General features: G+C 62.7%; 20 protein-coding genes and 1 pseudogene. 10 read left to right on the plus strand and 11 right to left on the minus strand.

The features are described from left to right. Positions 1-48: 48 nt before the first annotated feature. The 5 genes from IWX85_RS18000 to IWX85_RS18020 form a co-directional block, all read right to left on the minus strand. Positions 49-522, minus strand: a complete 474-nt coding sequence (locus tag IWX85_RS18000; RefSeq protein WP_196870667.1) for a ShlB/FhaC/HecB family hemolysin secretion/activation protein — start codon at positions 520-522, stop codon at positions 49-51. Positions 523-805: 283 nt separating this feature from the next. Continuing rightward, positions 806-1318: an MBG domain-containing protein gene (locus IWX85_RS18005; protein ID WP_196870668.1), complete on the minus strand. Its 513-nt coding sequence runs from the start codon at positions 1316-1318 to the stop codon at positions 806-808. 21 nt (positions 1319-1339) lie between these two features. Continuing rightward, positions 1340-3640, minus strand: coding sequence for an S-layer family protein (locus IWX85_RS18010; RefSeq protein WP_196870669.1), 2301 nt, complete (start codon positions 3638-3640; stop codon positions 1340-1342). Between the two features lie 6 nt (positions 3641-3646). Beyond that, positions 3647-8086, minus strand: a complete 4440-nt coding sequence (locus IWX85_RS18015; protein ID WP_196870670.1) for a filamentous hemagglutinin N-terminal domain-containing protein — start codon at positions 8084-8086, stop codon at positions 3647-3649. Between the two features lie 769 nt (positions 8087-8855). Next, complete coding sequence (locus IWX85_RS18020; protein ID WP_196870671.1) at positions 8856-9353, minus strand: hypothetical protein; 498 nt, start codon at positions 9351-9353, stop codon at positions 8856-8858. A 447-nt stretch (positions 9354-9800) separates the two neighbouring features. Here IWX85_RS18020 and IWX85_RS18025 point away from each other — a divergent pair, with 447 nt between their 5' ends. Further along, on the plus strand, positions 9801-10580 hold the full coding sequence (locus IWX85_RS18025; protein WP_081932721.1) for an extensin family protein: 780 nt from the start codon (positions 9801-9803) through the stop codon (positions 10578-10580). A gap of 173 nt (positions 10581-10753) precedes the next feature. Here IWX85_RS18025 and IWX85_RS18030 read toward each other — a convergent pair. Continuing rightward, a pseudogene (locus IWX85_RS18030) lies at positions 10754-11918 on the minus strand (zinc-dependent alcohol dehydrogenase). A gap of 422 nt (positions 11919-12340) precedes the next feature. Between IWX85_RS18030 and IWX85_RS18035 the strand changes: the two are divergent. Next, positions 12341-13612 (plus strand): DEAD/DEAH box helicase, encoded by a 1272-nt coding sequence (locus IWX85_RS18035; protein ID WP_196870672.1) that lies wholly within the window; start codon positions 12341-12343, stop codon positions 13610-13612. A 29-nt stretch (positions 13613-13641) separates the two neighbouring features. Here the strand turns inward: IWX85_RS18035 and IWX85_RS18040 are convergent, their stop codons facing one another. The 4 genes from IWX85_RS18040 to IWX85_RS18055 form a co-directional block, all read right to left on the minus strand. After that, on the minus strand, positions 13642-13971 hold the full coding sequence (locus tag IWX85_RS18040) for a DUF6172 family protein (protein ID WP_196870673.1): 330 nt from the start codon (positions 13969-13971) through the stop codon (positions 13642-13644). Between the two features lie 102 nt (positions 13972-14073). After that, positions 14074-14625, minus strand: coding sequence for a thioredoxin domain-containing protein (locus IWX85_RS18045; protein WP_051984396.1), 552 nt, complete (start codon positions 14623-14625; stop codon positions 14074-14076). A 152-nt stretch (positions 14626-14777) separates the two neighbouring features. Then, the gene (locus IWX85_RS18050; RefSeq protein ID WP_036811189.1) at positions 14778-15053 is read right to left on the minus strand and encodes a hypothetical protein; all 276 of its coding nucleotides are present in this window, start codon (positions 15051-15053) and stop codon (positions 14778-14780) included. Further along, positions 15040-15417 (minus strand): hypothetical protein, encoded by a 378-nt coding sequence (locus tag IWX85_RS18055; protein WP_036811186.1) that lies wholly within the window; start codon positions 15415-15417, stop codon positions 15040-15042. Before IWX85_RS18055 ends, IWX85_RS18050 begins: the two co-directional genes overlap by 14 nt. Before the next feature lie 509 nt (positions 15418-15926). Here IWX85_RS18055 and IWX85_RS18060 point away from each other — a divergent pair. Both IWX85_RS18060 and mnmC read left to right on the plus strand, forming a co-directional pair. Further along, the gene (locus IWX85_RS18060; protein WP_036811182.1) at positions 15927-16208 is read left to right on the plus strand and encodes an oxidative damage protection protein; all 282 of its coding nucleotides are present in this window, start codon (positions 15927-15929) and stop codon (positions 16206-16208) included. A 9-nt stretch (positions 16209-16217) separates the two neighbouring features. Next, on the plus strand, positions 16218-18128 hold the full coding sequence (gene mnmC / locus IWX85_RS18065; protein ID WP_196870674.1) for an FAD-dependent 5-carboxymethylaminomethyl-2-thiouridine(34) oxidoreductase MnmC: 1911 nt from the start codon (positions 16218-16220) through the stop codon (positions 18126-18128). 69 nt (positions 18129-18197) lie between these two features. Here mnmC and IWX85_RS18070 read toward each other — a convergent pair whose 3' ends face one another. Continuing rightward, positions 18198-19400, minus strand: a complete 1203-nt coding sequence (locus tag IWX85_RS18070; protein ID WP_196870680.1) for an ABC transporter substrate-binding protein — start codon at positions 19398-19400, stop codon at positions 18198-18200. Positions 19401-19671: 271 nt separating this feature from the next. Between IWX85_RS18070 and IWX85_RS18075 the strand changes: the two genes are divergently transcribed. The 6 genes from IWX85_RS18075 to IWX85_RS18100 are packed head-to-tail and all read left to right on the plus strand — an operon-like array spanning position 19672 to position 25819. Beyond that, positions 19672-20463 (plus strand): sulfite exporter TauE/SafE family protein, encoded by a 792-nt coding sequence (locus IWX85_RS18075; protein WP_036811173.1) that lies wholly within the window; start codon positions 19672-19674, stop codon positions 20461-20463. Positions 20464-20496: 33 nt separating this feature from the next. Next, positions 20497-22305, plus strand: a complete 1809-nt coding sequence (locus tag IWX85_RS18080; RefSeq protein ID WP_036811170.1) for a nitrite/sulfite reductase — start codon at positions 20497-20499, stop codon at positions 22303-22305. A 38-nt stretch (positions 22306-22343) separates the two neighbouring features. Beyond that, positions 22344-22748: a DUF934 domain-containing protein gene (locus IWX85_RS18085; RefSeq protein ID WP_036811167.1), complete on the plus strand. Its 405-nt coding sequence runs from the start codon at positions 22344-22346 to the stop codon at positions 22746-22748. A 10-nt stretch (positions 22749-22758) separates the two neighbouring features. Next, positions 22759-23556 carry a phosphoadenylyl-sulfate reductase gene (locus IWX85_RS18090; RefSeq protein ID WP_196870675.1) on the plus strand — a complete coding sequence of 266 codons (798 nt, stop codon included), beginning with the start codon at positions 22759-22761 and terminating at the stop codon, positions 23554-23556. Beyond that, positions 23553-24506, plus strand: coding sequence for a sulfate adenylyltransferase subunit CysD (cysD, locus tag IWX85_RS18095; RefSeq protein ID WP_036811161.1), 954 nt, complete (start codon positions 23553-23555; stop codon positions 24504-24506). Before IWX85_RS18090 ends, cysD begins: the two co-directional genes overlap by 4 nt. After that, entirely contained in the window at positions 24506-25819 is a 1314-nt protein-coding gene (locus IWX85_RS18100) for a sulfate adenylyltransferase subunit 1 (protein ID WP_196870676.1), read from the plus strand. Before cysD ends, IWX85_RS18100 begins: the two co-directional genes overlap by 1 nt. Positions 25820-25994: the final 175 nt, after the last annotated feature.

Consider the following 25994-nt stretch of genomic DNA (forward strand, 5'->3'; position numbering starts at 1 on the left):
AGTGATGTGAATGCGGTGTTCTGGTCATGAAATGAAGCTGTCGGGCAGTTAGCCATCAAAGAATTGGATGCGACAACAATTCTGACACCCGGGGCCAGGCTGCAGGGTCGCCCTTGAAGCGGCCACCCCCGGGGTGTCCTGCAAAAGCAGCAAGCCACGGTCAATCTGGGCCGACCTGATGACGTCGCCCTCCTTGATCCGGGCAAAGAAAGCATCGGCCCGCGCTTCCGAAAGCCGGGCCTGGTTGTTGATTTGGTAACGGGAAATGCGACCCTCAACAATGCCGATGGTGACCGTGCCGCCGGTAATGTCCTGGGCGGGCAGGTAGGCCCTGGCCACCGCAAAGCCGCGCTCGCGGTAATAGGCGGTGATGCGCTTGACCGCGGCATTGAGCTGGCTCAAGGTCTGCTCTGTGCCGGGCAAGCCGGCCACCAGCGCTTGCAACTCAGCCGTGGGCAACTCCTGGTTCCCCGTGATGACGATGGCTTTGACCAGCGCCCGGGCTTCGTCCTTTGAGGGCACTGCGGACGGTCAGTCCAGGCGCTGCAAAGGCGACGCCTGGGGTGCGGACAACACTGGCGGTGCCAGCAACTCACGCAAAACGCTGCCTGTATCCGGGGCCGGCGCGGTTTGCGCCCAAGCACCTTGGCAAAGTACGCAAAGCGCCAGCGCTACCGGAGTCAAAACATGTATGCGCGAGCGGTGCTTGGATGAAGACAAAATCATGGCGGAGTAATCACTCGAAGGGTAAAGATAGAAAAAAATATAGTTTGCAAGCTTCAAGTGCCTGCCTAGAACGGCCAGCTTACTGACAGGTGGTGGTGTTGACGCCCGCTGGCATCGACACACCACAGTTCACCAAAGTAGCCTTGTGACTGCCCCACTGTGTTGCGGTTTTGCCATTTTCCTGGCTATTGACCTTGTTACGGTTGTTGCCGTTGTCATCGACCCGCTGGACCTCTGGTGCGGCTGACACATCCGTCAGCGCGCTGTCGTAAGCGCCCACCAGTGCCGGCCCGCCCAGTGCAGTGATCGCTGCGGTGATTGGGACGATTGTCAAGGCACCGTTGGTATACACAAGTGTGTAGTTATCAGCGCGCAGCCCTGCCGGTGTGATGGCGTAGCTTCCTGAAGCAATGGCCCCCTGGGACGAGCCGGTGTAAGTCAAACTGCCCCCCAGCGCAGCACTGGTGTCGCCGGCTGCGAGGCCGCCATAAACCACGCCATTTCCGCCCGAATAGGCAAAGCCATTGAGCAGCTTGTTGGCGTCATTGGCCGTCACGCTCACGGCTTTGGCGCTGATGTCGGCGCTGGCCACGATGGGTTGGGCCGAGAGGATCTAGTTGGACGCCAGGCCGCCCGTGCCGTCGGCCAGCGTGGTGCCGGTGACGGTGACGGGTTTGCCGGCGCCGGCGTTCTTGTCGGCAAACGTGCCGGTCTGGCCGGTCAGGCCCAGTGCCTCGCCGGCGATGCCGGTGGCCACCGCGCCGCCGGTGAGCGCTGCCGCGGTGGTGCCGTCGTAGACCTTGCCGCTGGCGGCCATGCCGGCCACGCTCATGGCTTTGGCGCTGATGTCGGCGCTGGCCACGATGGGTTGGGCCGAGAGGATGTAGTTGGACGCCAGGCCGCCCGTGCCGTCGGCCAGCGTGGTGCCGGTGACGGTGACGGGTTTGCCGGCGCCGGCGTTCTTGTCGGCAAACGTGCCGGTCTGGCCGGTCAGGCCCAGTGCCTCGCCGGCGATGCCGGTGGCCACCGCGCCGCCGGTGAGCGCTGCCGCGGTGGTGCCGTCGTAGACCTTGCCGCTGGTGGCCATGCCGGCCACGCTCACGGCTTTGGCGCTGATGTCGGCGCTGCCGGTGGCTTTTACCTCGGCGCCGCTGTTCAGCAAGTTGCTGGTGGCGGCGCCGTTGAAGCCGGTCACCTGCAACGGCGTGCTGGTGACCGTTTTGGCCGTGCCCGCGTTTTTGTCGGCAAAACTGGCGGTCACGGCAGGCCGCAACAGGTTGCTGGACGCGGTAAAGGCCAGGCCGATCACTGTTGGCGTGCCCAGTGTGGCGCTGGTGTTGCCGTCATAGACCTTGTTGCCGGCCAATGCCGTGGCGCTCAAATTGACCGAATCGACCCCCAAGCTGGCCGCGTTGATGCTGGCCAGCGTGATGTCGCCCGGCGTGTTGTGGGTGTTGCCCGCGCCACTGCGCACCGAGATGCTGACGCTGCCGGTGCCGGCATCGAGCGTGGTGCCGTCAGCCATGGTGATGCTGGCCGGGCCCGCGGCGCGGTAGGCGTCCACCACGCCATTGGCGGCCGTGTCGTTCGCTGTCAATGTGAGGTTGCCGCCTTGCGTGCGCAGGTCTGCATTGATCGCGATGCTTCGCCCGGCCTGCAGGCTCAACGCGCCGCCAGTTGAGCCCACTGGAGCGGCTACCGTTGAATTGACGGTGATGTCGTTGCTCGCTTGCAGCGTCACGCTGGCGCCACTGGCCAGCTGGGCTCGCAGGTCGGCGGCCGACACCGTCAGGCTTTGCTCGGCATGGGCGCCATAGCTCAGGGAGCGCCCGGGGTAAGGGCCAGACCCTGATTCGGCGCTGAACACATACACTGCGCCGCTGTCGGTGGCGACGCTGCCACTGCCGTCGTCGCCAAAAGCGCCGATGGCCAGCCGGTCACCGGCCGCATTCAGCGCCACGCTGTTACCGAACGAATCACCCGCGTCCAGGCTGCTGACATTGACGTTATTAACGCCGGTGTAGCCCTTGCCCAGCGTGGCTTGCAGGCTGCCGCCGGTAAAGTTGCTGTCAGTAAAACTGAACAGGTGCACAGCGCCGCTGTTGCTGGACAGGTTGGCATTGCCGTCATCGTAACGGGCACCGACGGCCAGCTGGTTACCAGCCGCATTCAAGGCAACGCTCACGCCAAATTCATCATTCGCCTCCAGGCTGCTGACATCGACGTTTTTGCCGCCGGTGTAGCCCTTGCCCAGCGTGGCCTGCAGGCTGCCGCCGGCAAAGCCGGTGTCGGTAAAGCTGAACAGGCGCACCGCGCCGCTGTCGCTGGCTGTGTTGCCATTGCCGTCATCAAAATGCGCCCCGACGGCCAACCGGTCTCCGGCTGCGTTCAGGGCCACGCTGGTGCCGAATTGGTCACCCGCCTCCAGGCTGCTGACACCGACGTTTTTGCCGCCGGTGTAGCCCAGGCCCAGAGTGGCCTGCAGGCTGCCGCCGGTGAAGGTGGTGTCGGTAAAGCCGAACAGGTGGACTGCGCCGCTGTTGGCCGCGACATTGCCATTGCCCGCGTCACCGCGAGCACCTACCGCCAGGCGGTCACCGGCTGCATTCAGGGCAAGGCTGATGCCGAATTGGTCACCCGTCTCCAGGCTGGTGACATCGACGTTCTTGCCGCCGGTATAGCCCTTGCCTAGTGTGGCCTGCAGGGTGACGCCGTTGAAGTTGGTGTCGGCAAAGCTGAACAGGCGCACTGCGCCGCTGTAGGCAGCGACATTGCCATTGCCGGCATCCGCATAAGCCCCAACCGCCAGCCGGTCACCAGCCGCATTCAGAGCCACGCTGCTGCCGAAAGCATCATTGGCCTTTAGGCTGGTGACATGAACATCTTTACTGCCGGTGTAGTCTTTGCCCAGCATGGCCTGCTAGACGCCACCATTGAAGGTGTTGTCGGTGAAGCTGTACAGGTACACCGCGCCGCTGTTGCTGACGGTATTGCCACTGCCGTCATCAAAAATAGCGCCAACCGCCAGCCGGTCCCCGGCCGCATTCAGGGCCACGCTGGTGCCGGATCGGTCACCACCGTCCAGGCTGCTGACATCAATGTTTTTACCACCGGTGTAGCCTCGCCCTACCGTGGCCTCCAAGGTGCCACTGGTGAAATTGGTGTCGGCAAAGCTGAACAGGTACACCGCGCCGCTGTCAGCCGTCTGGTTGACATTGCCGTCGTCGCGGCGGGCGGCGACTGCCAGCCGGTCGCCCGCCGCATTCAGCGCGACGATACCGAAGTTGTCAGTTCCGCCGAGGGTGCTGATATTAATGTTTTTGCCGCCGGTGTAGCCCTGGCCCAGCGTGGCCTGCAGGCTGCCGCCGCCAAACGTGTTGTCGGTGAAACTGAACAGGCGCGCCGCACCACTGTCGGTGACAGCATTGCCAAAGCCATCATCACCCTGAGCACCGACGGCCAGCCGGTCACCGGCCGCATTCAAGGCCACATTGCCCCCAAAACTGTCACCCGCCTCCAAGCCGCTGACGTCAATATTTTTACCGCCGGTGTAGCCGCGGCCAATGGTGGCCTGCAGGCTGCCGCCGCTGAACGTGTTGTCGGTGAAACTGAACAGTCGCACTGCGCCGCTGTTGATGGCCAAGTTGTCATTGCCGCCGTCAGAGCCAGATTCCATAGCCAGCCGGTCACCGGCCGCATTCAGCGCCACGCCGCCGCTGCCCTGCACGCTGCTGACATCAATGTTCTTGCCGCCGGTGTAGCCCCGGCCCAGCGTGGCCTGCAGGGTGCCGCCGCTGAAGGTGTTGTCGGTGAAGCTGAACAGGCGCACGGCGCCGCTGTCGGTGGCCAAGTTGTCATTGCCATCGTCAGATCGGGCCGCGACCGCAAGCCGGTCACCAGCCGCATTCAGCGCCACATCGCTCCCAAAATTGTCACCCGCCTCCAAGCTGGTGACGTCGACGTTTTTGCCACCGGAGTAGCCCTTGCCCAGCGTGGCCTGCAGGCTGGCGCCGCTGAAGTTGTTGTCGGCAAAGCTGTACAGGCGCACTGCACCGCTATCGGTGGCGACGTTGCCATAGCCATCATCACCCATTGCCCCGACAGCCAGCCGGTCACCCGCCGCATTCAGCGCCACGCTGAAACCGAAGAAATCACTCCCCTCCAAACTGCCCACATTGACGCTCTTGTCGCCGCTGTAAAAGTTGCGCACATCGATGTTTTTGCCGCCCACATAACCCCGGCCCAGCGTGGCTTGCTGGATGCCGCCGGCAAAGCTGGTATCGGTGAAACTGAACAGGTGCACCGCGCCGCTGTCGCCAGCGGCGTTGCCATTGCCGTCGTCCAAGTTAGCCGCGACCGCCAGCCGGTCGCCGGTGGCGTTGAGCGCCACGCTAATGCCGAACTGGTCATTTGCGTCCAGGCTGCTGACATCGACGTTCTTGCCGCCGGTGTAACCCCGGCCCAGCGTGGCCTGCAAAGTGCCGCCACTGAAGGTGTTGTCGGTAAAACTGAACAGGTGCACCGCGCCACTGTTGGTGAACGTGTTGCCGTTGCCATCGTCACCCAACGCACCCACTGCGAGCCGGTCACCGGCGGCATTGAGGCCGACGCTGTTACCAAAAGTGTCGTTCACCTCCAGGCTGGTGACATCGATATTTTTGCCACCGGTATAGCCCCGGCCCAGCGTGGCCTGCAGGGCGCCGCCGCTGAAGTTGTTGTCGGTAAAACTGAACAGGTGTACTGCGCCGCTGTTGCTCACGGCGTTGGTGACGCCATCGTCGTAGCGCGCACCCACCGCCAGGCGGTCGCCAGCGGCATTCAGCGCCACGCCGAACCCACTTTCATCATCGTTTCCAAATGCGCTGACATCAACGTTTTTGCCGCCGGTATACCCCCGGCCCAGCGTGGCCTGCAAAACACCGCCGGTGAAACTGGTATCGGTAAAGCTGAACAGGTGCACCGCACCACTGTTGACAGCCGTGTTGCCATTGCCGTCATCCAGCCGGGCACCCACCGCCAGGCGGTCACCGGCGGCGTTCAGTGCCACGCTATACCCAAAATTGTCGCCCGCGTCCAAAAGGCCGACATCGACGTTTTTACCGCCGGTATAACCCCGGCCCAGCGTGGCCTGCAAGGTGCCGCCGGCAAAGCTGTTGTCGGTAAAACTGAACAGGCGCACGGCGCCAATATCGGTGGCTGTGTTGCCATTGCCATCGTCATTGTGTGCACCCACCGCCAACCGGTCACCGGCGGCGTTCAGCGCCACGCTGATACCGAAATTGTCATTGACCTCCAGGCTGCTGACGTCAATATTCTTGCCGCCGGTATAACCTTTGCCCACCGTGGCTTGCAGGGTACCGCCACTGAAGTTGTTGTCCGTAAAGCTGAACAGGTGCACCGCGCCGCTGTTGCTTACTGCGTTGGTATTGCTGTCATCGCCAATAGCTCCTACTGCCAGCCGGTTGCCAGCTGCGTTCAGCGCCACGCTGGTGCCAAATTGGTCACTCCCATCCAGGCTGCCAACGTTGTTGTTGGCCGGCGGCGCGTAGCCCTTGCCCAGCACTGCCTGGTAGCTCCAGCCCGACACCGTAGCGGCGTCGCCGATGATGATGTTTTGGGGGTCGAGCAGCAAATGGCCGCTGCCGATGTCTACGGCAGGCAAGCTGACCTGGCGCAGGTCGCGGGCGCTGGACAGCTCCACAAAACCGTCGGCCTGGGCACCCGTGGCGCGCACGTTGCCGACCATGGTGGTTTGCTGGTCGGACCAGACAATGGCCGTGCCGGCGCGCCCGGTCTGGGCGCTGACATCGATGAAGGTGCTGTCGTTGACCAATGTTTTTTGGGCATTGACCAGTGTGGGTGCCGTGCCCCAGCGGGTGACGAAGCCTTCCAGGAGCTCGGGCGCGGCCTGGGGGCTTTTGCCGCCCTGAAAGCTGCCGCCAAGGCGCACCAGGCCGCCGTCGGTGGCGCCCGACGCGTCGGCTGTGGCCGACAGCAGGCGCACGCTGTAACCCGAGATGTCAATGCGCCCGCCGCTGCCGGCGCTGCCCTGGGCCAGATAAGCGCCCGAACTGAGCACGCCGCCACCGGCCACATGGCTGATACTGCCGCCCTGTGCGCCCGACACGTCAATACGCGAGCCGCTGATTTCCTGGGATTGCCCGGTGGCGCTCAAGCTGACGCTGCCGCCCTGGCCCTGTGCCGAAGTGGCGCTGATCTGGTCGGACAGCGACAGACCGCCGGTGTTGACGGTGACACTGCCGCCTTGCGCCACGCCGTCGGCGGCCACCGTGCCGCCCAGCGAGGTGAAACCGGCGCTGATGCCGATGCTGCCGCCTTTGTCGCCGGTGCGCGTGCCTTGCGCCTTCAAGGTGCCTGTGCTGCTGAGCAACCCGCCGTCTGCGGCCAGCACAATGCGCCCGGCGATGGTTTGCAGGGTGTTGGCTTCAATGATGCCGGTGTTGTTGACCGTGGCGCGGGACAGCGCATCAGCGGCCCGGGCCGACAAAATGACCTGCCCGCCATCGGCCTGAATCAGTTGCCTGTTCTCGGCCAGCGCCTTGAGCGCGCCTTCGTCGATGCTGTAGCCCAGCACACTGCCGTTGTTGAGGTTGAGGTTGAGGGTGATCTTGTTGCCGGCGGCCATCAAGGCCGTGCCCAGGGTGGCGGCGATGGTGCCTTCGTTGCGCACTTCGGGCGCGAGCAAGGCGATGTAGCCACCTGGAGCAGCGTTGAGCGTGCCTTGGTTGACGACGCCGGGGCGCGTGCTGGTGGTGGTGGCAACGCCGGTGCCGCCAGGGGTCTGGCTGGCGTCTTTGCTGAACACATGGTTACCGCTCAGGAAGTCGGCATTGCCCATGGACAGCGTTGAGGCCACCAGGCCGCCTGCATTGACCTGCGCGCCGGCCCCGAACAGCACGCCGTTGGGGTTGAGCAAAAAGACCTGGCCGTTGGCCGTCAGGCTGCCCAGCAAGCTGCTGGGGCTGCTGCCGGTGATGCGGTTGAGCGCAATGGCCTGGGCGTTGGGCTGGGCAAACACCAGCGCTTCGCTGGCGGTGGTGGACAGCTGGGTCCAGTCAATGGCCAGACGCTGGCTGGCCTGGTTGATGGTGGTGACGGCGCCGGCCGTGCTGATGCTGCCCGCGCCTGCCGTCACGGCAGCGTTGGCGGCATCGGCGCCCCAGGCTTGCGGGGCCAACAGCGCCAGTGCGGCAGCCGCTGCCGCACTGGCGGCACGGCTGGCGCCGGCACGTCCAGACTTGCCACGGCCTTTGGCGTTTTCTGCCACCGCCACCCATAAATTCAAGGCTGCATTCCAGACCAGTCGGTAAATGCGGTTCATGCTGGCGTGGCTTTTCATGGCGAATCTTTAGGGGTTGGCGGTAACGCGGTGTCTTGGAAAAAAACGCGCCCCCTTCATCTTGCGGTGACGGGAACAAGCGGTCGCGGTGAGGAAATCAAAAAAGAAAAAGGGAATTTCGGGGTCGAAGGACATACAAGGATTTGTGTATCGACTAATTCTTTGGTTTTTTATTCCCCCGCTTCAGGTACACAACCACCACTCTAAAGCAATTAATACTTTTTGAAATAAAAGTTACAAAACGTATTTGATTGGTTTTATCTCCCCAGTGCATTCGCCTTCGTTTTAAGCAACCGGCCAAGGGGCCTTGGGTCAAGGTTGATTTGCGGCATCAGCGTGCAATCCAATGGTTGGTGACAGACTGAATAGCCGCAATGGCGAATGAAGTGCTCACACCCTTGGCTGCCAAAGCGTTCAATCGATGGGCCGATAGCGCTGCAGAGCGCTTCGCGTGTGCGACTCCGGGCTTTGCACAGCAAGCCGTTGAGCTTGGCAAAGCTTTGCTATCCAGGGTCGGAGTCCGGGCCAGGCCACAGTCTTGCCCAGCCACTTGCCGCGCGAACGCACCCGCGACACATGGCCTGGTTCACGCCAAAGCGCTCAGCCGCTTGAGGGAGCAATGCCTTTGCCACCATAGCCGATCGCGCAGATTCTGCGCATGCACCATGCCTGACTGCCAAGAACTGATTTGTGTCCATCACTCCGGCTTTGAGCACGCCGCCCTCGCTCCGGTTACTTTGCGCTCTTTGTCAGTCAGGGTGGTTACCCTTTAGATGTCACGCTCGGCAATTGCCGCAACCGCCAGCCGCTCGCTTTCACGCATGAAATCCTTCGCAATTTCAACACCGTGCCTTTTTTCGATTGCCATGCCAATCGGCTCGGTCAAAGCTTTCAATTCCAGCAGCGTCGATGCCCGTTCAATGCGAAGCTGGTAGATGAAGCCGCGAAGTCCCAGCAAGGCCTTGGTTTTCTCGACCAGGTGGGCATACAAGGCATTGAATCTTTCAAGCTTGCGGGCCGGGGTTGCGTTCACAGGCGCCACCGGCTCGGCGGAAGTTGGCATTTTTCCTTCGGCAGGTGCAGCACTGCCCTTGAACTTCCTGTCAATGAAGCCGCCGTGGAACAAAATATCCAGCCCATCGACCGGCAGGTCAACCGCTTTGGCCAGCCGGTTGACGTCGTCCGAATCCCGGAAGCCATCGACCAGAATCAGCACACTGACCAGCCTGGCGTCAATGCCGGGAATCGGAGCCAGCAGTTCATTCATGCCCTTTTCTGTCTTTTTATAAACGGCCATAGAGGTGCACTTCATTCAAAGCACTCAGTCTACAAAACTTTGACCCGCCTGCCAGCTTGCATGTCAAGCCATGCGCTGGCGGCTGGGTGTGCGTCAACCCGCCATCTGGCTTGAACCTTTTCGCGAACCACGGGTCAGCATTACCTTGGGCCTGCCACTGCACCATAAACCTTGGAACGCAAAATACACCAGCCTGACAGACGTGCTCCATCACCCATGCGTCGACGATTTTTCACATTCCAAAAAGACAGGACGGGTGGCACAAGTTTCCTCGTGATACAAACAATCAGGCAACCAATGCGGCAGATCCGTCCCAAATCCGGCAATGTATTCCTGATGCATGAAGTCGAATCCCGGCCTTGCCGGCGGCGACATCGGCCGGCAGGCGGGTCCTGATCCTTGTCTTGCCATAAAAACATGCCTTTGCCATCTGCTCCTTCCCCCTCGCCTGACCGGCCGCGCAAGTCCCCCGCGCTGGCCATCGTTCTGTGGAGCCTTGTCGCCGCAGCAGGCTATGGGCTCTACAGTGGACGCCTGACAGTTCCTGAGCGATGGAACCCCTGGGCGCCGCTTGATGTCATGGCGCCGCCGGACCTGCTGACCTCCTACAAACTCTCACGTGCCCGCAGCGACCCTGAACAGTGCCTGGCAGCACTGGGCCGGACAGGCATGCAGTACGACGTGCTGCCCGACCGCGCCACGGCGCCGGGCTGCGGCTTTGACAATGCGGTGCGCTTGAGAACCGCAGGCGTTCGCATCGGCGCGCCGCTGTCACTCAGCTGCCCGATGGCCTTGTCATTTTTCATGTGGGAAAAGCATGCGCTCCAGGCCGCCGCGCAGCAGCACTTCGGCCAGCGAGTGGCCGCCATTGACCACCTGGGCAGTTATGCCTGCCGCAACATCAACCGGGGCGAAGGCACGTCACCGGATGTGCCGGGCGGCTCGCGAAGCCGGCATGCCACGGCCAATGCGCTGGACATTGCCGGCTTCACACTGGAAAACGGCCAGAAGATCAGCCTGTTGAACGCCTGGCCGCGCGCCGCGCAAGGCTCAGCCCCGAGACCCGAAGCGCTGATGCTGAGCGATGCGCATGCTGGCGCCTGCCGGTTTTTCAACGGCGTGCTGGGCCCTGACTACAACGCGGTGCACCGTGACCATTTCCACCTGGAAACCGGCGGCTACCGCATGTGCCGCTAGTCGCCGGGCCGGCATGCGTTCCATGGGATAGGCCGGTCGCATGGCATGGTCCAGGTCGACGCCCAAGCCTCTGATATGGGCAAACCGGGCAGGAACTTCGCGTGTCTTTTCGGGTGTCTTTTCGAGGGTGTTGGCGGGCGGGCTGTTGAGGGTATCCATGTCGGTTGCCTCCTTCAGGTTGAAGCCATTGCACGCGGCGGCACGAGCACCGTCTTGATGCAGTTGTCGAGCTTGCTGGAGAACAGGTGGTACGCGTCGGCCACTTCCTCGAACGGCATGCGGTGCGTGATGACCTCGCTGGGCTTGATGCGGCCGGCCTGGATGTGCTCGATCAGCCGGGGCAGGTGGCGCTTGACACTCACTGGCCAGGTTCATGCGCAGCGTCAGCCCCTTGTAGACTGCATTGCCAATCGGAATCGCGTTGAAGGTCGGGCCATACACGCCGACGATGGACACCTTGCCGCCCTTGCGCACCGAGTTGATGCACCAGTGCAGCACCGTGGCCGCCCCGCCCTGCAGCGTGAGCTTGATGCCGGTCAGTGACGGGGCAAAGTTGCCGGCGGCTTCGCAACCCACGGCGTCAATGCACACATCGGCGCCCATCCAGTCGGTCATTTTCTTGATGTGCAGCGCCATGTCGTCCACTTCCTTGAAGTTGACGGTTTCGCACTGGGCAAAGTTCTTCACGAACTCCAGCCGGTAGTCCACATGCTCGACCACGATCACCCGGCCGGCGCCCAGCAGCCAGGCCGACTTGGCGGCAAAAATCCCGACCGGTCCGGCGCCGAACACCACCACCGTCTCGCCCTCTTCGATGTCACCCATTTCAGCGGCCTGGTAGCCGGTCGGATAGGAATCGGCCAGCAGGACCGCATCGTCCAGGTCCAGGTCGGCGAGGATCACCGGCGGACCGACATCGGCCATGGGCACGCGCACGTATTCGGCCTGGCCACCGTCATAGCCGCCCGTGGTGTGTAAATAGCCATAGATGGCGCCCACCGCGCTGGCTTCGGGGTTGACGTTGTGGCAGTTGCTGTACAGCTCGCACTGACAAAAATGGCATGCACCGCAAAACACGTTGAAAGGCACCAGCACCTGGTCGCCGACCTTCAGCTTTTCCACCGACGCGCCCACTTCTTCCACCACGCCGGTGAATTCATGGCCAAAGGTGGGGACCACGCGGGTGTCGGGCACCAGCCCGTGGTACAGATGCAGGTCGGAGCCGCAGATGCAGGCGCGGTTGACGCGGATGATGGCGTCACACGGATGCTCAATGCAGGGCACGGATTTTTGCGTTGCGCGGACCCGGTAGGGACCACGGTAATTCATTGCCAGCATGCTTGCTCCTTGGTTCAAAGGGCCGATGGAGACCACCACACTAACCAAGGCCGCTTGCTGGTGTCGTAGGCTGGTCAGCGCAGCCAGGGTAAGAAGCGTCTGAGGAGGCTTGGCCCGCTGGACGCCTCCGCCAGGAGGTATCAAAACCCGCTGCGTTCGGGCGGCGTACCGGCGGGCAGCAGCGCAATCCGCGCTGATTTCAAGCAAAAACAGGCTTTTGCGCACGTCCCCTTTGCGCGAGCAGCTATGAATTCAATAGCATCTTAATGAAGCGCTCCCGGCTTGCACGACCGGCATGCCGGCATCGCGGACAGGGGCCGAAAGGGCCGGGCTTAAACTTGCGGGTTCTGGCGACAACCGGTCGCAGCCCCCAATCGGCTTTCGGCGTCTTCGCTTCTGCCTTCTTTCCGAGCACCTTTTTTATGCCATTTTCATCCCTCGGCTTTTCGCCGGCCCTGCTGCCTGTCCTGTCGCGCGCGATTGCCGACATGGGCTACCTTGCGCCCACGGCGGTCCAGTCAGCGGCGATTCCAGCCATTTTGCAAGGCCGCGACATCGTGGCCTCGGCCCAGACCGGCTCGGGCAAAACGGCGGCTTTCGCCCTGCCCTTGCTGCACCGGCTGGCCGAATCGCCTAATGGCGCCCGGCGGTGCATTCGCGGCCTGGTGCTGGTGCCGACGCGCGAACTCGCGGCCCAGGTGGGCGAAGCCATCGTCAGCCTGGCCAAGCACCTGCCGCAGCGCCTGAAGGTTGCCGTGGTGTTTGGCGGCGTGTCGATCAATCCGCAGATGATGAACCTGCGCGGCAGCGCCGACATCATCGTCGCCACCCCGGGCCGGCTGATCGACCTGATCGAGCACAAGGCCCTGACGCTGGACGCCGTCAATACCCTGGTGCTGGATGAAGCCGACCGGCTGCTCGACCTCGGGTTTGGCGAGGAACTGGGCCGCATCCTGCAGATGCTGCCGGCGCAACGCCAGAACCTGTTTTTCTCGGCGACGTTTCCGCCGGCCATCGAAGCGCTGGCCGCCAGCATGCTGCGCGAGCCCTTGCGCATCGAGGTGCAGGCCGCGCCGCAAGCCGAGCCCGACATTGCGCAGCGCGCCATCGAAGTCGATCCGACCCGGCGCACGCAGTTGTTGCGCCATCTGGTGCAGACCGAGAAATGGAGCCGGGTGCTGGTGTTCGTCGCCACCAAGCATGCCGCCGAGATCGTGGCTGACAAGCTGCGCAAGGCCGACATCGAGGCCGAACCCTTCCACGGCGAACTGAGCCAGGGCAAGCGATGCCAGGTGCTGCTCGATTTCAAGGAAAAGCGGGTGCAGGTGGTGGTGGCTACCGACGTGGCCGCTCGGGGCCTGGACATTGTTCAGCTGCCGGTGGTGGTCAACTACGACCTGCCGCGCTCGTCAAGCGACTACACGCACCGCATCGGACGGACCGGCCGGGCGGGTGAAAGCGGGATGGCCATCAGTTTTGTCAGCGCCGGCACCGAGGCGCATTTCCGGCTGATCGAAAAGCGCCAGCGTCTGGGTATGAAGCGCGAACAGGTCGCCGGTTTCGAGCCCGTTGAAATCCTTCAGCCCAATGCAGCCGATCCGCTGTCGGTGGGCGGCGTCAAGGGCAAGCGCCCGAGCAAAAAGGACAAGCTGCGTGAAGCGGCCGGCCAGTTGAAGCCCGCGCAAGGCGAATAAGCCCCGCAGTCGGAGGGCTTGGGCCTGGTTTATTCGAAATCTTCTTCTCGGGCAGAAGCGGCTTCTGCGCCCTGCGGCCGGACACTGCGGTGGCCATGCCTGGTGACCACCTCGACATAAAACTGCTCGGCGCCTTCCTGCACGGCGGTGTCGATCAGCGCCATGAGCGTGGCAAAGTGAACCACGGCCGCCGTGGCTTCGTTGCTGCCGAACTTGCAGTCAAAATCCCAGAAATCCACGCCTGCGGGCAAGTCGCGGCTGCGCTCGCGCTTGACGTACTTGCGGATGTCGTGCTTGCTGGCCTCGACCAGTCGGTCACGGTTCTTGCCTTCGATGTTGAGGAGGAATGTTTTTCTCACGGAATGGTCCTAATGGGGGTTGGATGCGATTCACCCCTTGCGGACGTGACTCAGAAGCGCACCATTATCGGTCCACTGCATGCGCTTTCATGGCGGCTGGGCTCAACTGCGCAGCAGCAATGCCTTGTCCACCGCCTCATGCAGGTGCTGCAGTCCGAAGGACACGTCGACGAACACGCCATTGACATAAAACGCCGGCGTTGAGCGCACGCCAAGGTGCTTGCCGCCCAGCACATGCTCCTGCACCCGCTGGAGGTAGACATGGTCGGCCATTTCATTGCGCCAGCGTGCCATGTCCAGCCCGATCTGACTGGCATGGTCCATCAGATGCTTTTCCTTCAGGTGCAGGGCATGGGTGAACAGCAGGTCGTACATCGGCCAGAAGCGGCCCTGCGCGCCGGCTGCCTCGGCTGCTTCCGCAGCCAGTTCAGCATGCGGATGCACTTCACGCAAGGGGAAATGGCGAAAAACGAAGCGCAGCTGGTCGCCAAAATGCGCCCGCAAAATGTTCACCGCGCCGTAAGCCTGGCAACAGGCCGGGCAGGCGAAGTCGCCATATTCAATCAGCGTGACCGGTGCGGACGCGAGTCCGCAGATATGGTCGGTGGCCTCGTCAGGCTGCAACAACGGGGCTGTTCTGGAATGGGGATTCATGGCGGGTTTCCCTTTCTGTCTCGCTTGCCGATGGCTGTCAGGAATTAGGTATGCACGACAGCACACTATGCGCCTCAGACCCTCCGAAAATCAAGACCGGGTCAAGCAAAACCCAGTACCCCCGCAGACTTAACCAGCAAACGGGCAGGGCCTCAGGCAGCAGACGCGGCGGCTGCGGCAGCCGATGCAACGGCGGCGGCCTCAAGCGCTTCATCGAGCCCCTTGCAGGAAGGCGAACAGACGGCCTGGGATTTGCCCAGCACCTTGCGGGTGCCCATCAGGGAACGGGCGCGGTGCTTGCCGCACATGAAGCAAGACATGGTGGCCGCGCCGAACGACGTGGTGGCTGCAAAGGGCGAACCTGAAACTTTGGATTTGTAGCGCAGGCCGTCTGCGAGTACGGCGGTTTTAGCGTCAGCTCTTGCCATGGGTGGGGTCTTCCTTGTTTGATGGATTGGAACGGTTCATGGCCCGGCGCATCGCGCGGTCCAGAACCTCTTTGGCTTGCAGTTCCGCAGCAAGCGAAACGTCCAGCGCCGAGCGGCAAAGCCCAGCATGCTGGTAATAAACGTTCTCGTACAGCTCGGCAGCGGCAGGATGGCTGTCGAGCAAAGCGGCGAGCGCCCTTCCGGGCTCGACTTCGCTCAGTTCGCTTGCCAGATGCTGCACGACCAATCGGTACTGTTCGGCGCCGACAGGCACCGCGCTGCGTTCCAGGCGCTCAAGCAATTGAGCGAGCACATGGGTCACGGTCAGATCGGTTTTGCGGGCGTTTGGTTTGGTGGCATTCATGTAACAGATTTGGGGGTTCCTTCCCCAAATTCAAGCACTTTGCCAGTCGGCGTCACCAGGGGTGGATCGGCTACCGGGCCCCTGAAAGCCCGGCCCGGCAAACGTTGGCGCTATATTTTCTATAGCTTTTCGCGCTTGCCTGTCTTGGGTTGGAGCCGCATTTTACCGTTAAAACCAAATGAAGTCACTATCCTGATTTCCAACGCGGTCTTTCAAACCGCCTTTGTGCGCACCCGGCAGGCGTCGCGGCCAGCCCGCAATGGAGGTGTGCGGACCCTTTCCAACACCTGCCGAGGTGGGCAGAACCATTGCCACGGCGGCGTGAAGGCAAAGCTTGATAATGTGGCGACAAGACCCCGGGGTTTGCGCCGTGATCCGAAAAACCCGCTGAACGCGGACAAAATGGATGCCGGACTCAGGCGTTTCTGTTCAAGACGAATAAAACATCGTTTTATTCAAAAACTCCGCTTCCAACTCTCCAACTTCAAAAGCAAGAAAGAACTTCTCACATGGCACGTCTCGTCAATTGCATCAAGCTCGGCAAGGAAGCCGAAGGCCTGGACTTTCCACCGTACCCGGGTCCGCTGGGCAAGCGCATCTGGGAAGAAGTCAGCAAGCAGGCCTGGGCCGACTGGATGAAGCAGCAAACCATGCTGGTGAATGAAAACCGGCTCAACCTGGCCGATGCGCGCGCCCGCCAGTACCTGGCGCGGCAAATGGAAAAGCACTTCTTCGGCGATGGCGCCGATGCGGTGCAGGGCTACGTTCCGCCGACACCTCCCGGCGCCTGAGCGCGGCAGATGCCCGAGCGCATGGAATGGCTGGCAGACGGCACGGCAGGCGAAAGCCCTCACAGCCCGCGCTTTGGCGACCGTTACCACAGTGAACTGGGCGGTCTTGAGCAGGCGAAAGCCGTTTTCCTCCAAGGCTGCAGGCTGCCCGAAGCCTGGGCCGGCCAGCCGCAATGGTGCGTGCTGGAAACCGGCTTTGGCCTGGGGCTGAATTTCCTGGTCACCTGGGCGGCGTGGAAGGCCGACCCGCAACGCCCTCGCCTGCTGCATTTCGTCTCGACCGAGGCCTTTCCGGCAAGCCCGGACGACGTGTTTCGCAGCGCCTGGAGCCATCCCGAATTGATTTCGTTCGCGCAGGCCTTGAAAGACCAGCTCTGGGGCTTGCTGCCTGGCATGCACCGGCTCGTTTTCGAAGGCGGCCAGGTATTGCTGACGCTATGCATCGGCGATGCCAAGGCCATGCTGCAGGGCGCCGCGTTTGAAGCCGATTCGGTTTACCTCGGCGGCTCCAGCCCGCTGCTGAGCCCCGACATTTGGGACGTCCACACCTTCAAGGCCGTGGCAAGGTGCTGCCGGCGCGGCACCCGCGTGGCAAGCTGGGCGGTGGAGCGCAGCGTGCGCGAGGCACTGGCGCAATGCGGCTTTGTGGTGCAAAAATTCCCCGGCATGTCGCCCGGGCGCGACAACCTGCAAGGGCATTACCAGCCGGCATGGGAACTGAAAAAATCCCGGCTGTCGCCCGCGCGCCGCATGCCCGCAGATTGCATCGTGATCGGCGCCGGGCTGGCGGGCGCGGCCGTGGCGGCCAGCCTGGCGCGGCGCGGCTGGCAGGTCACGGTGCTGGATGCGGCCAGCACGCCAGCCGCTGGCGCGTCGGGTTTGCCAGCCGGTGTGTTGGCCGCGCATGTTTCTCCCGATGACAGCGTGCTGTCGCGCCTGTCACGCAGCGGCATCCGGGTGATGCTGCAGCAAGCAGATTCGCTGCTGCAAACCGGCACAGACTGGCGCCCTACCGGCGTGCTGGAGCACTGCATTGAACATGCACGCAAGCTGCCTGCCGCATGGCAAGCCGGGCAGCCGTTGGCCGATGCCGCACATGACTGGACCACGCTGGCCACCGCCGAACAACTCAAACAGTGCGGCCTTGCGCCTGAGACCCCGGCCTTGTGGCATGTTCGGGCCGGCTGGATCAAACCGGCGCGCCTGGTACGGGTCTGGCTGGCATCGCCGGGCGTGACATGGCGCGGCCAGTCCGATGCCCGACAACTGGTACGGCAAGCTGATAAGTGGCAAGTGCTGGATGCAGCAGGGCAGGTGCTGGCGCAAGCAGAACTGGTGGTGCTGGCGGCAGGCCATGGCAGCGGTGTGCTCGCAGAATCGGCTGGCTTGGGCCCTGCATTGGCACTGCAGGCCATTCGCGGCCAAGCCTCCTGGGGCCTGAATACACCGCACACTGCGCTAGCGATGCCCGCTTTCCCCGTCAATGGCCATGGCAGTCTGGTGCCGGCCGTCCCGCTGGACCAGGGTATGGGATGGGTGATCGGCTCGACGTTTGAACGCGACAGCAGCAGCCGTGAGATCCGGCCTGCGGACGAACTGCACAACTTCTGCAAGCTGCAGACCCTGCAGCCCCTTGCGGCGCAGGCCCTGGCGAACCAGTTTGACGGCCATCAGGTGCAAGGATGGGCCGGTATCCGGTGCGCGACGCCCAGCCGCCTGCCGTCGCTGGGCCCGCTGGAAAACGTGCCCGATGTATGGGTCAGCAGCGGCATGGGTTCGCGCGGCCTGAGCTTTGCCGCGCTGTGCGCCGAACTGCTGGCGGCACGTCTGCATGGGGAACCGCTGCCGCTGGAGCAGCGCCTGGCCGATGCGCTGCTGCCACAGTACGTCAAACGTCACGCAAATACCTTGAAAACCTGAAATTCAAGGAAAAAGTGACTATTGCGCACACTGGACGGGCGCAAGCAGCTACTTATTTGATAGCAATTTTCACTTCATGGCTTCGGCGGGACGGCGTGCCTTCACATAGGCATCGCTGGGCAGGTAGGCCTTGCCATCGGCATAGCGCCAGTTCACCATCGTGCCCTTGTTGCCGCGCAGGTCGAGCTTGCCAACGTAGGCACCCATGGTGGATTGGTGGTCGATGGCGCGGAATTCGGCCGGGCCGAACGGCGTGCTGAATTTCAGGCCGCGCAGCGCAACGACCAGCTTTTCGTTGTCCGTCGAGTTGGCTTTCTTGATGCCGGCAAAAATCGCCTGCATGGTCGAATAGCCGACCACCGAGCCGACCTTCGGGTATTCCTTGAAGCGGCGGTAGTAGTTGGCGGCAAAGCTGGCATGTTCGCGCGAGTCGATCTGGTCCCACGGGTAGCCTGTGACGATCCAGCCCTTGGGCGTTTCGTCCTTCAGTACATCGAGATACTCCGGTTCGCCTGACAGCAGGGACACCACAGGCACCTTGGGGAAAATGCCGCGCTGGTTGCCTTCGCGCACCAGCTTGGCCAGGTCGGCGCCAAAAGTCACATTGAAAATCGCGTCAGGCTTGCTTTGCATGGTGGCTTGCAGGGCGGTGCCGGCATCCAGTTTGCCCAGCGCCGGCCACTGTTCGCCGACAAACTCCACGTCAGGCCGCCTGGCCTTGAGCAATTCCTTGAAGCTGGCGACGGCGCTCTGTCCGTATTCGTAGTTGGGCGCAATCGTCGCCCAGCGCTTGGCGGGCATTTTTGCGGCTTCCTCGACCAGCATGGCGGCCTGCATGTAGGTGCTCGGACGCAGGCGGAAGGTGTAGCGGTTGCCCTTGTCCCAGACGATGGCGTCGGTCAGCGGTTCGCTGGCGATGTAGAGGCGCTTGTTCTTCTGCGCATGGTCAGCCAGGGCCAGGCCGATGTTGGACAGATAGCCGCCAGCCAGCACATCGACCTGTTCGCGCGAGGTGAGTTCAATCGCGTGGCGCAGTGCTTCCTCGGGCTTGCCGGCGTCGTCGCGGGCAATCACCTCGACCTTGCGGCCCAGCAGGCCACCGGCGGCGTTGATTTCCTCGATGGCAAGCTGCCAGCCCTGGCGGTAAGGCAGGGTGAACTGCGGGATCGTCGAATAACTGTTGATTTCCCCAATCTTGATGGGCTGGTCGGAGGCTGAATGCGCACAAAGGACTGTGGTCAGCAACACACCGCCCAGCAAGGCAGGTTTCATGAATGTCAAGGTTTTCTCCAGAAGTAAAGCAATCGGATGGACGAATGGGGGCCATGCAGGTTCGCAGCCACCCCACCAGCCAGTGACTGTACAGCGGACAAGTCAGCTTGCGTTCACTTGCGATGCAGGCTGCGCGATGCAATTCCGGCAGCCCGGTCAACAGAAAACCGCGCCCAAGCCGCATGCAGACTGGTGAATATGCTTATTCGCATAAAGGCAGAACAAAACTGTTGTTTGGTTTTATATGCGACACCGATACATTTTTGCCCTTATGCATGATTTCGCTTTTGTATTCGCCGGCTTTGTCGTGGGCATCGTGGTGGGCCTGACCGGCGTGGGCGGCGGCTCGCTGATGACGCCATTGCTGATCTTCGTGTTCGGCGTCAAGCCACACCTGGCAATCGGCACCGACCTTTTGTTTGCCGCCTTCACCAAGATGGGCGGCACGATCAGCCTGGCGCGCGCCAGGATCGTGGACTGGAAAATCGTCGGTCAGACGGCACTGGGCAGTATTCCGGCAGCGCTGGCCACGCTCTATCTGCTGCAGCGCCTTGGCCCGGCCAATCCGGCCACGCAGGCCATCATGACAACGACACTGGGCCTGGCGCTGCTGCTGACGGCCGGCGCAACCTTCTACAAGGTGGTGCGTGGCAAGGCACCGCCCCTACACATTGCCCCTGAGCGGATTGCCGAGGCCACGCGCGCGCGGCACTGGGCGTTGCCCATGGTGTTTGGCGCGGTCATCGGCACGCTGGTCACGCTGACCTCGGTCGGCGCCGGCGCCATTGGGGTGATCGTGCTGATGCTGCTCTACCCTACACTTCCCCTGCCGCGCATCGTGGCGGCCGACATTGCCCATGCGGTGCCGCTGACCCTGGTGGCTGGCCTGGGTCACGCCTCCATCGGTTCGGTGGACTGGCCTTTGCTGCTCAAGCTGCTGGCCGGTTCGCTGCCCGGTATCTGGATTGGTTCGCAGCTGATGCGCAGGACGTCTGACCGGGTGATCCGCTCGCTGCTGTCCGTGCTGCTCGCCTATGCCGGCGTGAAGCTCATTTCCATCTAATTGCCAACGACTTTCTTTTGTCCCACAACATCCATGTACCAATACACCGAATTTGACCGCCAGTTCGTGAAAGCCCGCGCCGCCCAGTTCCGGGACCAGCTGACGCGCTGGCAAAACGGCCAGTTGCCTGAAGACGAATTCAAGCCCCTGCGCCTCCAAAACGGCTGGTATGTGCAGCGCTATGCGCCCATGCTGCGCGTGGCCGTTCCTTATGGCGAACTCTCCAGCGCCCAGTTGCGTGTGCTGGCCAAAATTGCCCGCGACTACGACCAGCCGAATCCGGCGCTACTCGAAAGCGCACAGGCGACGCAGGACAAGCTGGGACCGGTGGCGCTGAAGAACGGCCAGTCGGTGCACACCCAGCTGACCAAGGGCTATGCCCACTTCACCACCCGCCAGAACGTGCAGTACAACTGGATTGCGCTCGACCAGTCGGCCGACGTGATGGATTTGCTCGCCAGCGTGGACATGCATGGCATCCAGACCAGCGGCAACTGCATCCGCAACATCACCAGCGACGAGCGCGCCGGCATCGCGGTCGACGAGATTGCCGACCCACGCCCGTTCGGCGAAATCATGCGCCAGTGGAGCACGCTGCACCCCGAGTTTGCCTTCCTGCCGCGCAAGTTCAAGATCGCCATCAGCGGCGCCAGGGAAGACCGTGCCGCCATTGGCTGGCACGACGTGGGCCTGCAACTGCTGAAGAATAGCGCTGGCGAACTGGGCTTCAAGGTGCTGGTGGGCGGCGGCATGGGCCGCACGCCGATCATCGGCACGGTGATCCGCGAGTTCTTGCCATGGAACCAGATCATGAATTACCTCGAAGCCGTGGTGCGCGTGTACAACCGCTACGGCCGGCGCGACAACATCTACAAGGCGCGCATCAAGATCCTGGTGAAGGCCGAAGGCCAGAACTACATCGACGATGTCGAAGCCGAATACCAGCAGATCATCGGGCACGACGGCGGCCCGCACACCATCACGCAGGCCGAATACGACCGGGTGGCCGCCTGCTTTGTGACGCCCACGCTGAACAGCGCACCGCAGGGTGTGCAACCGATTGCCGCTGAAGACGAAACCGCCTTTGGCCGCTGGCTGCAGCAGAACGTGGCGCCGCACCAGAACCCCGACCTGCGTGCGGTGAGCCTGTCGTTCAAGCGCCTGGGTCAGGCGCCCGGCGACGCGACCGCTGACCAGCTCGACATCGCCGCCGGCCTGGCCGACCGCTTCAGCGCCGGCGAAGCGCGCGTGACGCATGAGCAAAACCTGCTGTTGCCGTGGGTGCATGCCGATGCGCTGCCCGACCTGTGGCGCGCCGCCCGCCAGGCCGGCCTTGCCAAGGCGAACATCCACCTGCTGACGGACATGATCGCCTGCCCCGGCGGCGACTTCTGCTCGCTGGCCAATGCACGGTCGCTGCCGATTGCCGAAGCCATCACCGAGCGCTACCAGGACTTTGACGAGTTGCACGACATCGGCGAGATCGACCTGCACATCAGCGGCTGCATCAACTCCTGCGGCCACCACCACAGCGGCCACATCGGCATCCTGGGCGTGGACAAGGACGGCAAGGAGTGGTACCAGGTGTCGCTCGGCGGCTCGGACGGCTCGAACCTGTCAGGCCCGGCGCTGGCCGGCAAGGCGGTGGGCCCGTCGTTCTCGGCCGCTGAAGTGCCCGAGGTGATCGAAGCCATGCTCAACACCTATCGCCAGCAGCGCGAAGGCCGCGAAACCTTTATCGCCACCTTGCGCCGCGTGGGCGCCGACCCGTTCAAGGCGGCCGCCAACGGCGCACGCTTTGGCGCCACCCGCCTTGAGGCCGCCGAAGCCAGCGCCGGCTGACGCGCTGCATCATTGATCTCGCCATGCAGAAAACTACTATGAAATTAATAGCTGCCATCCCAGACACCACGAGCGCCAAACTCCAAAATGTCATTGAACTGGCAAACGATGCAGATCCCTTGCAGTTGACGCTCGAAGGGGTGGAGCGCATTGACCTGAATTTCCCGAAATTCACCGATGGACGGGCTTTCAGCCAGGCTTTTTTGCTGCGCCGCCGGCTCGGCTTCCAGGGCGAAATCCGCGCCACGGGCGATGTGCTGGTGGACCAGCTGGCACAGATGGAACGCAGCGGCTTTGACGTGGCCGTGCTGCGCGCCGACCAGGACATGGCCATCGCCCGGCGCGTGCTGGCCGCCTACCCCGGCTATGGCGTTGGCAAGTACCAGGGCGACGCGGTGGACATCGAGCCTCACTTCATCACTGCCGCTGTCGCCGCAGCCTGAGAAGCAAAGCATGAGCGCCATTTCCCTGTATGCCAGGCCATCGCCCGACTTTGCGCAAAAACTCGCGCACAGCCTGGCGCTGCTGAAGACCGCTGCCGCCAAGTATTCGCCGCTGACACAGGCCTCCAGCCTGGGCGCCGAAGACATGGTCATCACGCACCTGATGCACGAAGCCGGCCTTTTCGACAAGCCAGGCGTCAGCATCTTCGTGCTCGACACCGGCATGCTGCACGCCGAAACGGTCGCGCTGGTCAAGCGCATCGAGGAGCGCTATCCGGTCACGGTCGATGTGTACCACCCCGATGCGGACGCAACCTCGGCCTTTGTCGAAGAAAACGGCCCGCAGGCCATGTACAAAAGCTTGGCCCTGCGCAAGCAGTGCTGCCACATCCGCAAGATGGCGCCGCTCGACCGCGCGCTGGCCGGCAAGAAAGGCTGGCTGACCGGCCTGCGCCGCGAGCAGTCGGCTGCCCGGGCCGAAGTGCACGACATCGAGCAGCAACCAGAACGCACCAAGGTCAATCCGCTGGTCGAATGGACCCATGGCGACATCTGGCACTGCATCTCAGCCAATGCCCTTCCCTACAACCCGTTGCATGACCAGTTCTTCCCCAGCATCGGCTGCGCGCCCTGCACCCGCGCCGTCACGCTGGGCGAGGATTTCCGCTCCGGCCGCTGGTGGTGGGAAAACGAAAGTGCCAAGGAATGCGGCCTGCATGTGGCCGCCGACGGCACCCACGAAGCGCAGGAACCGGCCGCGTTCGAACCCCTTTCCAGCATCATTCCCATTCGAGAAATACCAGCATGAACGCTCGCGTAGACCTACCTCCCGTGATCAATGAACCCGAGCTGCTGACCAGGCTCAGCAATTCTCATCTCGATGCACTGGAAGAAGAAACCATCTTCATCCTGCGCGAAGTCGCTGCCGCCTTCGAGCGCCCGGCGCTGCTGTTTTCGGGGGGCAAGGATTCGCTGGTCATGCTGAAATGCGCCGAAAAGGCCTTTGGCGTTGGCCGCATTCCGTACCCGCTCTTGATGATCGACACCGGCCACAATTTCCCCGAAGTCACCGCTTTCCGCGACTTGCGGGCGAAAGAACTCGGCGCCGAGCTGATCGTTCGCCATGTCGAGGATTCGATGAAGCGCGGCACCGTGCGCCTGGCCCATCCCGACGAACCGCGCAATGCGCACCAGTCGGTCACGCTGCTGGAGGCGATTGACGAATTCCGCTTTGACGCGCTGATCGGCGGCGCCCGCCGTGATGAAGAAAAAGCCCGGGCCAAGGAGCGCATTTTTTCGCACCGCGACAGCTTTGGCCAGTGGCAACCCAAGGCCCAGCGGCCCGAGCTGTGGACGCTGTTCAATACCCGGCTGCAGCCCGGCGAGCATTTCCGCGTGTTCCCGATTTCCAACTGGACCGAACTAGACGTGTGGCAGTACATCGAGCGCGAGCACATCGCCCTGCCCATGCTCTACTACGCGCACCAGCGCCTGATCGTCGAGCGCAAGGGCCTTCTGGTGCCCGTCACCGAGTTGACCCCGGCCCGCGCGGGCGAAGTGGTGATTGAAAAGACCGTGCGCTTTCGCACCCTGGGCGACATCACTTGCACCTGCCCGGTGGACAGCACGGCCGCCACCGCCGTCGAGATCGTGATCGAGACGCTGGCCGCTGATGTCAGCGAGCGCGGCGCCACGCGCATGGACGACAAAACTTCCGACGCTTCGATGGAAAAGCGCAAGAAAGACGGATACTTCTGATGAATACTATAGATTTGATAGCTGGCAATACTTATGTAGAAAGCGCTACAGGCCAAAATGACCTTAAATCGGCGCTCAAGTTCATCACCTGCGGCTCGGTCGATGACGGCAAGAGCACCTTGATTGGCCGCCTGCTGGTGGACAGCAAGGCGGTGCTGGTCGATCACCTGGCAGGCGTGCAGCGCGCAGGCGTTACCGACCTGGCGCTGCTGACCGACGGCCTGTCAGCCGAGCGCGAGCAGGGCATCACCATTGACGTGGCCTACCGCTACTTCGCCACCGAGCAGCGCAAGTTCATCATCGGCGATGCGCCGGGTCATGAGCAGTACACACGCAACATGGTCACGGCGGCATCGAGCGCCGACGCTGCCGTGGTGCTGGTCGATGCCACCAAGCTCGACTGGAAAAACCCGGGCATGGAGTTGCTTCAGCAAACCCGCCGCCATTCGCTGCTGGTCAATTTGCTGCGCGTGCCGTCCATCGTGTTCGCGGTGAACAAGCTTGATGCGGTGGAAGACGCCACCCTCGCCTTTCAGAACATCAGCGCCGCACTGGCCAAGTTTGCAGAGGCCGCCGAAATCCCGGTTCGCGCCACGGTGCCAGTGTCCGCCCTCAAGGGCTTCAACGTGGTCGATGGCAAGCCCGGCTGGTGCGGCTATGAAGGCCTGTCGCTCTTGGCCCTGCTGGAACATCTGCCTGCCACACCGGCAGAAACCACTGAAGGCTTTGCGTTTCCGGTGCAATGGGTGGAAAAGTTTTCGTCCTCGGCCGATACCTCCCAGGGCCGGCGCATTTTCTGGGGCCGCGTGGCGACCGGCAGCGTGCAACCCGGCCAGAGCGTGACCATCCTGCCGAGCGGGCAAACCGCCGTTGTCGCCCAGGTGCTGGGCCATATCCGCCAGCCTAAATCCGTCCTGGCCGGGCACAGCGCCGGCGTCGTGCTCGACCGCGAGGTCGATGTCTCGCGCGGCGACTGGCTGCTTGCGCCCGGTACCTTCACGCCTTCGCGCGAAGTGTCCGTCACCATGGCCTGGATGGACGACGAACCGTTGGTGGCCGGCCGTGTCTATTGGGCGCTGCAGGGCCATCGCTGGGTCAAGGCCAAGATCAAACGCATCGTGCACAAGCTCGATGTGAACACCCTGGCCGAGGAAGACGCCAGCGAACTGCCGCCCAACGCCATCGGCCATGTCGAACTGAGCTTTCAGGCGCCACTGGTCACGCTGCCTTATTTTCGATCGCGCGTCCTGGGCTCGCTGGTACTGGTCGATACCGCCTCGCACAAGACCTCTGGCGCTGCTCTGGTTCTGTAAACTCATTCCTTTTTTTTAACCTGCTCACCCTTGCTTTTTACATCGCTGGACACGCTTCACAACTCTTGACGCAGCACCTGGGGAATCCGTTGATTTCCACAGGTATGCGTTTGGTCAAGTGAATTTGTCAGGCATTGCCTTAAAATTCAGGGTTTTCACCGACCAGCCCATAACA

Origin of the sequence: Polaromonas sp. CG_9.11, from assembly GCF_015752225.1 — a bacterium.
Classification (GTDB): Bacteria; Pseudomonadota; Gammaproteobacteria; order Burkholderiales; family Burkholderiaceae_C; genus Polaromonas.